9 protein-coding genes are annotated in these 13,489 nt (G+C 58.4%); 8 read left to right on the top strand and 1 reads right to left on the bottom strand.

From position 1 onward, the window contains the following. Positions 1-9 precede the first annotated feature (9 nt). The 4 genes from J3U87_RS24275 to J3U87_RS24260 are packed head-to-tail and all read left to right on the top strand — an operon-like array spanning position 10 to position 2,954. The gene (locus J3U87_RS24275; RefSeq protein WP_237378371.1) at positions 10-774 is read left to right on the top strand and encodes an oxygen-binding di-iron domain-containing protein; all 765 of its coding nucleotides are present in this window, start codon (positions 10-12) and stop codon (positions 772-774) included. Then, complete coding sequence (locus J3U87_RS24270) at positions 771-1,664, top strand: response regulator (RefSeq protein WP_237378370.1); 894 nt, start codon at positions 771-773, stop codon at positions 1,662-1,664. The genes J3U87_RS24275 and J3U87_RS24270 overlap by 4 nt, the downstream gene beginning before the upstream one ends. After that, positions 1,661-2,452: a ParA family protein gene (locus tag J3U87_RS24265; protein WP_237378369.1), complete on the top strand. Its 792-nt coding sequence runs from the start codon at positions 1,661-1,663 to the stop codon at positions 2,450-2,452. Before J3U87_RS24270 ends, J3U87_RS24265 begins: the two co-directional genes overlap by 4 nt. Then, the gene (locus tag J3U87_RS24260; protein ID WP_237378368.1) at positions 2,430-2,954 is read left to right on the top strand and encodes a hypothetical protein; all 525 of its coding nucleotides are present in this window, start codon (positions 2,430-2,432) and stop codon (positions 2,952-2,954) included. Before J3U87_RS24265 ends, J3U87_RS24260 begins: the two co-directional genes overlap by 23 nt. Before the next feature lie 54 nt (positions 2,955-3,008). Here the strand turns inward: J3U87_RS24260 and J3U87_RS24255 are convergent, their stop codons facing one another. Next, complete coding sequence (locus tag J3U87_RS24255) at positions 3,009-3,416, bottom strand: MerR family transcriptional regulator (RefSeq protein WP_237378367.1); 408 nt, start codon at positions 3,414-3,416, stop codon at positions 3,009-3,011. Between the two features lie 487 nt (positions 3,417-3,903). Here J3U87_RS24255 and J3U87_RS24250 point away from each other — a divergent pair, with 487 nt between their 5' ends. The 4 genes from J3U87_RS24250 to J3U87_RS24235 all read left to right on the top strand — a co-directional run bounded on the left by J3U87_RS24250 (position 3,904) and on the right by J3U87_RS24235 (position 13,379). After that, the gene (locus J3U87_RS24250) at positions 3,904-7,089 is read left to right on the top strand and encodes a right-handed parallel beta-helix repeat-containing protein (protein ID WP_237378366.1); all 3,186 of its coding nucleotides are present in this window, start codon (positions 3,904-3,906) and stop codon (positions 7,087-7,089) included. Between the two features lie 859 nt (positions 7,090-7,948). Further along, complete coding sequence (locus J3U87_RS24245; RefSeq protein ID WP_420038322.1) at positions 7,949-8,374, top strand: hypothetical protein; 426 nt, start codon at positions 7,949-7,951, stop codon at positions 8,372-8,374. 1,558 nt (positions 8,375-9,932) lie between these two features. Next, entirely contained in the window at positions 9,933-11,120 is a 1,188-nt protein-coding gene (locus J3U87_RS24240) for a 6-bladed beta-propeller (protein ID WP_237378364.1), read from the top strand. Positions 11,121-11,990: 870 nt separating this feature from the next. Beyond that, on the top strand, positions 11,991-13,379 hold the full coding sequence (locus J3U87_RS24235) for a SulP family inorganic anion transporter (protein ID WP_237378363.1): 1,389 nt from the start codon (positions 11,991-11,993) through the stop codon (positions 13,377-13,379). The last annotated feature ends 110 nt before the right edge of the window (positions 13,380-13,489 follow it).

Below are 13,489 nucleotides of genomic sequence, written 5' to 3'. Positions count from 1 at the left end.
GAGGCTGACATGGACATCTTGTTTGAAAACGACACTCACCGCAACGTGTGGTTGGACGATTTCGGCCACGGCCTGGCGGTTCAGGCCAATCAACACCTGATTCTCCACGACGGCGTGGGCATGATCTTGGACCCGGGTGGTCACAAGGCTTTCAAGCCAACACTTGCCCAACTCAGTGGACTGATGCGAACCGCCGACCTGCGCTACCTCTTCCTCTCCCACCAGGATCCCGATATCGTGGCGGCCCTCAACGGCTGGATGCTCGCCACCGATGCCGAAGCCTACTGTTCCAAGCTGTGGGTGCGGTTCGTGCCCCACTTCGGGTTGGACAAATACCTGGAGCACCGCCTGCATTCGATTCCCGACGAAGGCATGATGCTGGAACTGGGCGACGCCAGACTGCACCTGTTGCCGGCCCACTTCCTCCACTCCGCCGGGAACTTCCAGGTGTACGATCCCATCTCGCGGATTCTCTACACCGGCGATTTGGGGGCCTCCCTGGGCGCCGACTATTCCTTCGTCAGCGACTTCGAGGCGCACCGCGCCTACATGGAGCCGTTCCACCAACGCTACATGGCGTGCAACAAGGCCATGCGAGCCTGGGCCCGCATGGCGAGACGGTTGGACATCGAGATCATCGCACCGCAGCATGGCGCGGCATTTCGCGGAAAGGAGATGGTGCATCGCTTCATCGAGTGGTGCGAGTCGCTTGACTGCGGCATCGACCTGCTCAACGTGCTGTTCGAGAATGCCGGTAAAGTGGGCTCCCCATGAAACGGATTCTGGTACTTGAAGACGAGTTCTTTCTCCTCGACTCGATGACCAAGTATCTGCGCGGCCTCCCGGACGTGCGCGTCTACGGGTACAGCAACCTGAAAACCGCATGCAAGGGGCTGCGCGAACATCCGCCCGATCTGATCTTTTCCGACATTCGCCTGCCGGACGGCTCCGGCCTCCGCCTGGTGGACGAATTGGTGTCGCTGAATTTGGCCGTACCGCTGGTGTTCATTTCCGCCTATGCGGAAGAGCACCGCAACCGCATCCCCGACCGACAAAACATCACGATTCTGGAGAAGCCCCTGTCACTCAAACGCCTGCGCGATATCGCCCAAGAGAAACTGGCCGAACCCCAAACGACCGGAGAGTTCTTTTTCAAACTCTCCGACTATCTCCAAATCGCTGCGATGGGACGCCACTCGGTGCGGGTGAACTGCGCGGACGTGGGCACGATCGAGGTGTTCGAGGGCCATCCCTGGCATGCCGAGGACGCCGAGGGCGAAGGCCTCGACGCCTTCAAACGCATCGTCGCCAATTGTGAAACCGGGTCGAGCCCCGTCAAGATTACCTGTACCTATCTCGATGCCGCCGATTCCGACGAACCCACCCTCTCCGGCTCGCTCGACGGCCTGCTGTTGGACGCCGTACGCGAGGTGGACGAGACCGAACGCGACCAGCCCGAAATCTTCGACGATACGTCCGATTTCGAACGGCTCTACGAACGCGGGGTCGAGCTGATGCTCGCCAAACAGTACCAGGCCGCCTACGACGCCTTTTCCCAGGCGCACCGCATCGACACCGAGCACCGCCTGGTACGCACCAATTTGGATCGTTTGGCTCAATTGATTCAACACGCCAAGAACAAACCAGAAACGGAGTTGCCATGACACTTGGACTCGTTATCGCCAGTCAGAAAGGCGGCGTCGGCAAATCGACGGTCGCCCTGAACCTCGCCCTCACCCTGGCCGAAATCGGCTACGACACGGTCCTGGTGGACACCGATCCCCAATCGGCCGTCAACTTGAACCTGGGCAAAGGCGAGTCCCAATTTCAAGGGCTGGCCCAGGTGATCATGGGCCAGGTCACTGTCGAAGAAACACTGCTGCCCACCAACCATCCACGCCTGCGCCTGCTGCCCAAGGGCCGCCTGGCGATTCACGCCGTGCCGGCCTTCGAGCTGCGCCTCTACCACGATCGCATTCCCGAGAAGATCATCGAGACACCTTGCCTGAAGGATTCGATCGTCATCTTCGACACGCCGGCCGGCATGGGCATGATCACCCGCGCCGCCCTGCGTGCCGGTACCCACGTCCTGACCCCCTTTCGCCCCGATCACCTCAACTTGCGAAGCATGAATCAACTGATGGAAACGCTCGCCTATATTCAGGCCGAGGAAAACCCCAATCTCCAATTCCTCGGTTTCATACTCAATATGTTCGACAAAAAGCGAAACGCCCACCAACGCGTGGTGACCAAACTGTGGTGCGACATCCCACTGGTGCTGGATACCGTACTGCCTCACTCGGAACTCTTCGAAGTGGCTCAGGACAAAAAACTTCCCGTGGTGCTGATGGGGCCCTCGCCCGAAGCCCGCAGGTTCCGACAATTGGCCGAGGAAATTTTGGAACGCGTGGGTGGAAGAGAGGTCTCACATGAAATTCGACAGCTCGTATGATCGCGCCAAGGCCAAGCGCCTGGCCGAGGATTTACAACGCCGATTCCGCCAATCGGAGATGGAGGGGCCGGCGCCGATGGATCCGCGCATGTCGCTGCCGTCCAGTCCGGTTCCCGACCGTCACATCGACGACCCCAACGTCTATCGCCAGGACGTGTTGAACGATCTCTTGGATTGGAGCCTGACCACCAAGGGCATGGCCCGCGCCTTCCTGGCCGATACGCGCGGCCTGGTCGTGGCCGAACGGGGCGAGGCCGGCGATTGGCACATGGATCGACTGGCCTGCCAGCTTTCCGAAGGCTTCGAGGTCTTGGCGCGCTGCCGCGAAGAAGGCACGCCTCCGGACATCCTGGTCTGGCGCTCGGGAGACTGGTGGCTGGGCGCGGCCCACCTGCTGTTGGCAGGCGAGCCGCTGGTGCTGGGCCTGGTCTCGGAAGAAATGATCTCGCCGCCGGCACTGACCCACCTGCGCGATCTGATGATCACCCGCTTGAGCGGCTGAGCCGTCACCGGAGGCGAGCGAAGCGAGGCCCACGACGGACGCGCTTCGTTTGCCTCAGCCTTCGGCGGCCTGGATCAGGATATCCATCGTCGAAGCGAGTTCGTCGGATCCATCCTGCCGGCAGCCTTCCAGAAGGCCCCTGAGCGCTTCTCCCTGGGCCAGCAGGCCCGCGATCGTGGCGTTGATCTCGTCCATCTTGCGGGCGATCAACTGGCGTAAGAAACGCTTTCCGGCTCGGGGTTCCAAATCCATCAGGGCCTTGATTTCCTCGAGCGTGAAACCCGATTTCTTGCCCATTAAAATAAATTGAAAAACCATCCTTTCATGCGGTCCATACACCCGAAAGGCGCCAACTTTTTCAGTAGGTAGAGGTAATAGTCCTTTTCGGTGATAAAACCGAACAGTTTCGACAGAAACATGGAATCTTTTCGCGAACTCACCAATAGTAACTTTTTCAGACATAGCGCTTGACTCCGTACTAGGGTACGTACCTTATGATGACGGGGAGCTGAAGAGTTCGCAGGATCTGCCATGGATCATGGCCACCCGTGAGGAAGCAGGGGCAACGCTTCCGAGTGGGTGAGATCCGCTGGATCGCCCGACCTGAAAATTCGGTCCATCCCGGTAATTCAGAAAGGCGATTCCTATCGATGAAACGGCCATCCGTGGAAAGGCAAGTGCTCATTCAATGTAGCACGACTTGCGAACCAGGAAGCGGGACCGCATGAAAAAGGCGATTTGCATCTCACGAAACGTCGTTTGGTGATCTTAATAACATAACCCCGATGCCATAATGGCTCGAGCGCCTTGAACTCGATGAATAGATACTTGGTTCCGGCTCCTCGGCACACTCCGATTCAATGAACACTGATTCACTAGAGGTGATTTGATTATGATATGTCCACTGCTTTCGGACAGACGCTCTACCCATGCCCTTTTTTGCACACTCGTGTTAGCGCTCACACCAACCTCGCTCGCGAATTCCGGAATCGCGCGCGGCGACTTCAACCAAGACGGCTACGTCGACTTCGCGGATCTGCACTACGCCCTCCCCAACTGGATGCAGTCCACCGCCGACGTGCCCGATCTCGACCTGAACCTGGACGGCGGTTGGATCGACGTCCGCGACATCGGTACCCTGGTCGACCTCATCGACCTGGTTCCCAACGGCGCCCCCACCTATTTCGTCGACCGCAACCACCCCAACGCCGACGACGCCAATCCGGGCACCAGCGAAAACGCCCCCTGGCGCACGCTGGACAAGGCCTTCGCCTCGGTCCGCCCCGGTGATTTCGTCTATGTCAAGGGCAGTGAAGACCCCGATTCGGCCGACGCCATCTACGACCGCTCCGGCGTGAACGGTTTCGATATCCAAACGCCGGGCACGGCCGAACAGCCCATCGTCTTCCGCAATTTCCCCGGTCATACCGTCATCCTGCAGGGCGATGGCTCCGGCGACGGCATCGCCCTGAACGACGCTTCCTACCACCACTTCTTCGGCTTCGTGATTCGCAATTTCGATCAGGCCGCCGAAGGGTTCGCCCCCAAGACCGACATCATCATCGAGCAATGTGAATTCTCCCAAACCCGCACCACCGGATTGCGCCTCCGCGAGATCACCAATCTGGTCATGCGCGATTGCTACATCCACCATTGCTACGAGGCCGGGATTTCGATTCGCAACGGCGCCAATCTCACCTTCATCCGCGTCGAATCGAGCTACAACGACGACGGGCGCGGGGCCAGCGGCGATGGCGACGGCTTTCACACCATCGGCGGCGACGACGTGCGCTTCATCGACTGCGTCGCACGCAACAACTCCGAGGACGGCTTCGATCTCAACGCCAACGCCCTGCTGGTCAACATCGTCGCCGAGGGTCACTCGGCCGCCAACGTGAAACTGTGGCGCCGCGAGCAGGACGGCTTCGCCCCCAAAACCGTCACCATCATCAACGGCAAGATCCGCAACGCCGGTGAAGCGGGCATCAAGATCACCGAAGGTGCCGAGCTCCACCTGTTCCACTCCGTCGTTCACGGCAACGGCGAAGAAGGTGTCGCCTTCCGCGGCACGGATCTGGACGATCCGGTGACCTCGGAGATCGTCAACTCGATGATCGTCGACAACGGCGGTCTCGGTGTCGACCTCCGCAGCGGCAACTTGCTCGAGGAAAGCCACAACCTCTACTACCAGAACCGCGGCGGCCACACCAACGGCTTCGCGGCCGCGGCATCCTCGATCGTGAACCAGGACCCGTTGTTCGTCGCCCAGGGCGGCGGCGATTTCCGGTTGCGGGAAGGAAGCCCGGCCATCGACGCCGGTCTCGAGCTGAATCACGCCGATGCGGCTACCGACTTCTTCGGTGTCTCCCGTCCCCAACTCGACGGCGTGGATCTCGGTTACGCCGAGAAGCTGCCCGTACCGCCGGGCAATCGACCCGCGCAACTGGACCCACCGGCGGTAACCGAGTTCACCATCGACGAGGGCGAAACCCTGGAGCTGACCCTGACGGCGACCGATGCCGACGGCGACGCCTTCTCTTTCCTGCCCGAAACCGCATTGCCCGAAAACGCTTCACTGCATCCGGAAACCGGGACCTTGGTATTCACGCCCGACTTCGAGCAGGGCGGTGACAGCGCGTCGCCCTCCATTACATATGTATGGACGCTGGCCGTGGCCGATGCCTTCATCACGAGTCCGCTGGACACCGTCGAGATCACCGTGACCGTCAACAACGTCAACCGCGCGCCCCGGTACAACGGTCAGGACCGCTACAGCCTGATCCAGAACCGGCCGTTCATGTACCTCCTGAATGCGATCGATCCGGACGGAGACCCCATCGCGTTCGCGGCCACGGGCCTGCCGGCCGGACTTACGCTCGATCCCGAAACGGGTGAGATCCAAGGCTTGGTCGACGCTGAAGCCGTGCACCAGGTGACGGTCACCTTCACCGAAACCACTTCGACCGGACTGGTGACCGAAGAGACCATCGAAGTCCAGGTCCTGCCAGAGCAGCCGGGTTCGCCGTCGCCCCCGTTGCGCGTCGTGCCGGTTGCGACCAACGCCGAGCTGAACGCGGCACTGGATGCCGCCCAGCCAGGCGATCTGATCCAACTTTCCGCGGGCGTGTACGCGGGCCCGCACCGCATGGATGCTTCCGGAACCGCGCAGAACCCGATCGTCATCGCGGCCGGGCCCGGCCAGGAAGTCATCTTCGACGGCGCCGGTTTCTCCAGTCCCGAGGCATTCAATTTCAACAGCAACGCGTCGCACCTCGTGATCGACGGCCTCACCATTCGCAACGAGGGCGAGGCCCTGTACTTCCGCGGCACGCACCATAACATCCAAATCCTCAACACCACCATCGACGACAGTGACCAGGGCCTCTACGGCGGCTCGATCCGCGACCTGCGGGTGGAGCACGTGGCCATTCGCAACATCGACGACCGGGGCGTCAGCCTCGGCACGATGAGAAACGCCCACTTCCACGAGGTCACGATCGCGGAGTGCGGCGACCGCGGCATCAGCCTGTCCAGTTCGGGCAACGACAACCTCCAGTTCTCGGGCGTTTCCGTTTCCGGTGCCAGCCGCAACGGGATCCTGTTGGGCGGCAACGGCAGCCACATCCGTAATTCGGTGGTGTTCGACACCCAGATCGGGGTATCGATCTCCAGCGGAGGGAGCATGTTCTTCATCAACAACCTCGTCTACGGGTTGGTGAACACCGGCAACCGCGCCTACGGGCTGACCACCGGCCCCAACGCGTGGCTCGTGATGGAGAACGCCACGATCGCCGACAGCGACGATTACGGCGCAGCGGTGGACGATCCGGTCTACCTGCGCTTGCGCAACAACCTGTTCGCGAACCACGGCATCTTCGATTTTCGGGTCTCCGGTGAATTGGACTGGCTGATCGCCGGCAACAATCTGTACTCCGGCACCCTGAACAACTACACGCCCGCCACCAGTTCGATCCTGGCCAATCCGCAACTCGACGGTTCGCCTGGCAACTACCGGCCGACCGGCGCCAGCCCGGCCGTGAACGCCGGCGCACCGATCCCGTACATCGATGTCGATTTGGACGGCAAAGCCCGTCCGATCGACGGGTCGTGGGACATCGGCGCCTACGAGCTCTAAACCGCGTCCGGCATCCCGCCGGGACGTGAAAACACCCAACCACGACCACCGGGCGGACACCGGGAGGTGAATGCCGGTGGTCCACCAGGCATGTTCAGGCGTGGCGCCGCAACCCGGCTTCACGCCCTTTTTCGTGCGTGCTCGCAAACCGCGCCAGGTTGAACTCTCGTGAAACAAATCCGTCTGGAGTGCCCTAAAGTCGAGAGATTCGTCGTGCCAGGTAGGGGCATCAGGGGCGGTAAGCCCGCCGGATGAACATTTCGAAGCGATCCACGCTTCGCGATATCGAGTGATAAAAGAGCGAAGCAGAAAAGTCGGGTCTCCAGATCTCTCAATGTTCGATTTCGATCTTTGCTCAGTCGCTTCGATTGGTGGAGCAAGCTGCTCCACCTACAGGCTTTACGTCGCTTACACGCATTCGGGCTCTCCGAATTGGCTCGCTTCGGGTTGTTTCTTTCCCCAAATCGAGCGGGGCCATCGCCCGATGGGTCGTGGCTCTCCGGAAAAATGCCGTGCATTCAACCTGAGATGGATCTTGCCATCGTCGAATCTGCATCAGGAAGCCAGGAATGATCGAAACCAGGAAAAGCATGGCCATGGTGTGCAGGCAAACGCCTATTCTTTCCCGACTTTTGTTTTTTTACTTGCTCTCCTGTCTATTGAACCGCAACACGACCAGTGTTACGCTGCCAATGACACTCGATCTCAAGATTCCCAATGTACTTAATTAATGGTGTTTCCGGCGATGGGTCATCCCACGGGAGAACCTATGACCGAAGGGAGCACTCGATTCTTCGTCGCAGGAATCTCCATATAACACGCTATTCCCATCTGTATCTCGAGGATGAACACCATGGAACTGAAATCGGTCGTAAAGAATATCTTGGTAATCATTGCCGGTGTGGTTGTCGGCAGTATCGTCAACATGTCACTCGTCAACGTTGGCTATTCAGTGGTCCCACTTCCAGAGGGTGCCGACGTTTCCACGATGGAAAGCCTCCAAGAGAGCATGAAGCTGTTCACACCCGTGAATTTTCTATTCCCCTTTCTGGCTCACGCGCTCGGAACGCTGGTTGCCGCCTTCATCGCCGCGAGGTTTACCGGGAGCCACCACATGTCTTTTGCACTCGGAATTGGCGTATTTTTCTTGATGGGCGGCATTGCGGCGGTCATCATGTTCGGAGGCCCGCTGTGGTTCAAAGTGGTCGATCTTCTCGTGGCGTATATCCCCATGAGTTACCTCGGCGCCATCCTTGCCGACAAAACGCGACCTAGCGCGTCGTAACGGAATCCTTAACCCCCTGAATATCGTGCTTATCAGCAGGAAGCTTCATCAAACGCCCCTTTTCCTTCGTCGATCAAGGCAGCCGGAGAATCCCCCATTCGCTGTTACCTCATGAGGAAGACAGACCTCCTTATCCAGAGCGAGCTGCCGATTAGACCACGGCGACTTGATCCAAACCGCTTGCAAAACGAAAAGACCTAGAATTACGCTTGGCACAAGAATCAAGAAGTCACTCGTAGAAAGTGTTACCCCATCATCAAAATCAATCACGGCTAAACAGAGAAGCAAAACCAGAAGCGTAATCGCTTCCAGCACCAGAATCGAGTCTTTGATCCAATCCGATATCGATCTCGATTCCTGTACCTCCGGAAGGGCCGGAGGCTCATATGGGTTTGTCAATATCACTTCCTTTCCCCTACTTGAAAGGGACCCGACGCGCAGCCTCCTGTGGTGGTGACCGTCCCCGGCCAGTGGTCACTGGGTCGAGCCCCTACTCCAATAAGCGCAATTCGCCTCGATCGCGGCTCAATTAAAACAGTCGAGGTCGTATTCGACGATTGCCCACCAGTCAGGAGCCGTAGGACATCCACCTCCCGAGAAAGGTGCCATACGTGGCCGGTAACGCCATACGCCTCGCCACTCGGGCCAATCCATTGATCCCTGAACAACATTATCAAGGGATTCTTGTGGCACACAGTCGCCGCCCAGGCCGGTGGCCGGTGTGCCGGACCACGGAATGCCGGCCACCAATGGCACATCTGGTTTCAGGCGAAGGGCCATGGGTCGTTCATCCAAAAAATTTAGCAGGAACCCATGAACATCGGAAACCAGGAAAGGATCCGCTTTGGTGTCAAATCATGGTTCTGCTTTTCCTGGTTTCCATCGTTCTTGTCTTCCTGATCAAGATTTGACGACGGCAAGACCCATCTCAGGTTGAATGCACCACTTCGTTTCAAGAGAGATCGCCGCTTCACTCCCAAGCAGGCATTTCTGCGTCGCTGCGTGGAGGTCGGTCAGGCGCGCGGCGATTTTCCCACTGCACTGAATCCCGAAACCACGGCGAAATCGCTGGTGGGTGTCATCGTGGCGATTCGGGTGCTCGGCCGAGGCACGTTCTCCGAACCCGCCCTTCGTACGATTGCCGAAGGAGGCTCACACCACCAGGCAAATTTCACCAAATTCTTGATTCATTTTCATTTTCGTTCCCGCCATTCAAGACATAACGGCCCTTTCTCGAGGGCCCGCTAATGTGCAGGTCGATGCGTCTTTCCGTTTCGACCGCGAAAGGAACAGCTATGAAAAAATGTATTCTAGTCCTTGGTTTGGGCCTCACGCTCATCGGTGCGCCAGTAATGGCACTGCGTTGCCCGCCCTTCTGGCCTGCCCCCATATGTATGGGGCTGGAGCCTGTATGGGAGTGGTGTAACTATCCAGATGACATGAGTTACCGAATCGAATGCCGACTCAATATCGAATTCGACTATGACGACTGTAATCCCTCACGTTGCTAGAACCCAACCAACCCCTCTCCCCCGTGAGAGGGGTCTCCGAGGAACCAATGAATAGCCAGATCACCCACATCATCCTCCTTGCGTTCTCTCTATTCGGAATAATCGCCTGTAATTCAACTGGTCCGAACTACCAACGGATCGGCAAAACCAACACTACCGGAACACGCATCCTGTCCACCCCTGCAACACAAGATGAGGTGATTCGTCTTACCCACGCCGTGTTCCTTGACGAAGTGCCCGACGGCCTGGCCACCGTGGACCAAATTCACGTCTCCCCCCTCGATGGGAGCCTGGTCGTTGGCGACTTCAGTATCGCCAAAAAAGTGTATCGGTACACTGCGGACGGATCCTTCCTTGGGTCCGTAGGTAGAGATGGGAACGGACCTGGTGAATACGTCGATGCCCGCGATGTAGCTCTCGACGGCCAAGGAAACATCTACATCCTGGATGTCGCTGGCATCCACGCCTACGATCCCAACGGCACCTTTCGCGCATCGAAATTATTCCTGGCCCCGGACGAGCGCCGAAACTGCTACCAAATCCATGCGCACAAGGATTCCATCTACATCTACTCCTCATCACGTCGGACAAGCGAGGGTGTCGTCGCTCTCAACCCGGACCTCGAAGTACAAAATAGGTTCCACCCCTTCGACTCTCGCCTGGAGATACTGGGTTTTTATCCAAAGCGCATGATGACCAGCCACCACGACCGACTTTATCTCGCCAGCCCTTTCGGTCTGGAACTCACCACCTATACGCGGGACGGAACCCCACAAGAGACGCTGACGTTCCGAGAATCGGCCATCGATTTCGACGCTCTGGCTGGCAAACACCCCCATCGAGATCGAAAGGAATTCGAAGCAGAGATTCAAAAAATGAATCGGTTCGAGATGATCTTCGCTTTCGAGGGGAAGACGTTTTTCTATCAATCCGATATGGCACAGCGCAGGTTCGTGCCAGGAGTCATCCTGCCCGAAAGTAAAACGATGGTTCAACTTCCGGAATTCAAGCTACTCGGATCAAAACCGGATCCCCACCAGCCGTTGATCGTGGAAGGGCTCTGTGGCCAAACAAAGGATCGGCTGATTGGATTCGTGGCCAATCCGGATCTGATTGCGCATCTGAACAAAGAACTTCCGGGGTTCCAGGCACCACCCGAAGGCATCGTACTGCTTTTCCTGGAAATCACCCTCAATCCCGACTTGGTCACCGACACATCTTCAGGTGGTGCTTGAAAGCCACGAACAAACGGGGCGGGTGCTCAGCTTGATTTCGGGAAAGAAACAACACGAAGTGAGCCAGCTCAGGAGCCCGCATGCGCGTAAGAGACGTAAAGCCTTACCGGCCCTGCCTTACCGGCCCTGCCTTACCGGCCCTGCTCGACCAATCGAAGCGACCTAGCACAGGTCGAAATTGATTATCGAGAGATCTAGAGGATCGACTTATCTGCTTCGCTCTTTTACCACTCGATCTTTCGAAGCCTGGGCCGCTTCGAGAAGTCGGCCGGGCCGGCCAACCTACTGCAATCCCGGCCTTCAATGCCTGCGGGAACTCCTCGCATGGATCACTTCGAAATGTTCAGCCGGCGGGCTTACCGCCCCTGCTGAACCTACCGGGCCATACCGGCCGTGCACGACGCATCTTTCGGCATTCGGGCACTCCGAGCTCTTTTGTTTGAAATGAACACAGTCAAAACACCGGCGCCGCTTGTCCTGGACAAGATTTCGAGGTTTCCCGACCCCGACGCGAGTTACCCGTGATTCGAACGCTGGCGAAGGCGAAGATCGCGTCGAATCGGGGTCTCGGGTGGCGGAGGCGTAGATTCGGCGAGAAACGCTTCGGTGCCCTTCTTACGAGAGATGGATCGATGACGACCCAAAACGGACCGACAGAAAACCGTAACACGCTAGATTACCCATCTTGAAAACGGAGCAGCGGACCCCCTTTGACCAAACCACTCCAAAAACCGCTAACACAAACCACGCAAAACCACAAGATTTTTTGTGAATTATCTGTAAATACTTGCATTTCCCCCTTCCGTTCGGGGCTGGGCTCCGTGATATAAATCTTGGGTTTTTTTCAACCCTCGGAGGGAATGCATTCATATGACACAGAACAATGGAAGAACCCAGCTCGAAAAGCCCGGTTTCAACGGAGCCGAAATCGTTCAAAACGTGGTGGCCGGATTAACGGTCAGCTTCGTCGCCATTAGTCTCGGGGCGGCGTTCGGTGTCCTTTCCGGGCGTGGAGCCTACGCGGGCATCATCTCGGCGGGGGTCATCGCCTTCATTACGGCACTGCTCGGCGGCACACGCATCCAGTGTTCGGGGCCCACGGCCCCGATGACCGCGGTAACCCTGATCGTGGTCACAGCCGCGAGCCAACAAGATTACTCACGGTGGCCCGGCGTCACGGCCGACCACTTCATCAACCTCGCCATCATCATGACCGGCTTGATCCTGATCGTCGCCGGGATCGTCCGGTTGGGTCGGTTCATCGCCCTGGTCCCGAAAGTCGTGATCTCGGGATTCATGAACGGCATCGCCATCCTGATTTGGATGGACCAAATCCGCAAGATTTTCGGTATCGGCGGCGCCAAGGCCTACGAAGGTCCCGTCCTGCTGAACACCGTCGTCGCAATATGCACCCTGCTGCTGTTGTTCATCCTGCCCATCAAGCTGCGCCGCTGGTTGGGCGACAAGCACCGTTTTTTCCCGGCGACCCTGATCACGATCGTGGGCATGAGCGCGTTGGTTCACCTGGCCGGATGGGACATCGAACGCGTCCACCTGGAGGCGACACTCTCGTCCTTCGGCGACTTCAAGGACCTGCTGGCCGCCCAATTCCCCACCTCCTGGGCGCCGGACCTGCTGATGGCGGTCATGCCGTTCGCCTTGCAATTGGCGCTGTTGGCCTACCTCGACAGCCTGCTGACATCGCTGGTCATCGACAAGATGACGGACGAGCAGACCGGACAAAACAAAGAATTGGTGGCGCAGGGCGCGGCCAACTTGGTCACGGGTTTCCTGGCCGGCATCCCCGGTGCCCAGGCCACGATTCGCTCGGTCCTGATCCTCAAGGAGAACGCCACCCTGCGCCTGGCGGGCATCATGGTCGGCGTGTTCGTGCTGATCGAAATGATGTTGTTCCAGAACTACGTCAAGCTGATCCCCCAGGCGGTGTTCGCAGGCCTGCTGATCAAGGTCGGCTACGACGTGTTCGATTGGCTGCCGGTATGGTTGTATGCCCGTGAACGCGCCAAGAAGCGCCACGAAGGACTGCACACCTACATCAAGACGCGTTACCAGGATCCGATCCACGTCACGCACCTGGAGATGGCCTTCATCATCGGCACCACCCTGGTGACGGTGGTCTACAACCTGAACGCCGCGGTCATCGGCTTCTCGGTCCTGTTCATGATCGGCAAGCGGTTCTGGCACATCCGCGACCTCAAACCGGTGGAAGAAACCGGAGCGATGGGCGCCGAAGACTGATTCGTGCCCATCCAGGACCGGACACAGGGAAACGGGCCCTGTCAGTTCGCCTGGATGGGTGCCTTATCGGGTATCGGGCCTCAAGTCGCGGCAGGGTGCTTGTGATGAGT

The sequence above is a fragment of the Sulfidibacter corallicola genome (assembly GCF_017498545.1).
In the GTDB taxonomy this organism is placed as follows: domain Bacteria; phylum Acidobacteriota; class Holophagae; order Acanthopleuribacterales; family Acanthopleuribacteraceae; genus Sulfidibacter; species Sulfidibacter corallicola.
This window is presented reverse-complemented; position numbering and strand designations above follow the sequence as displayed.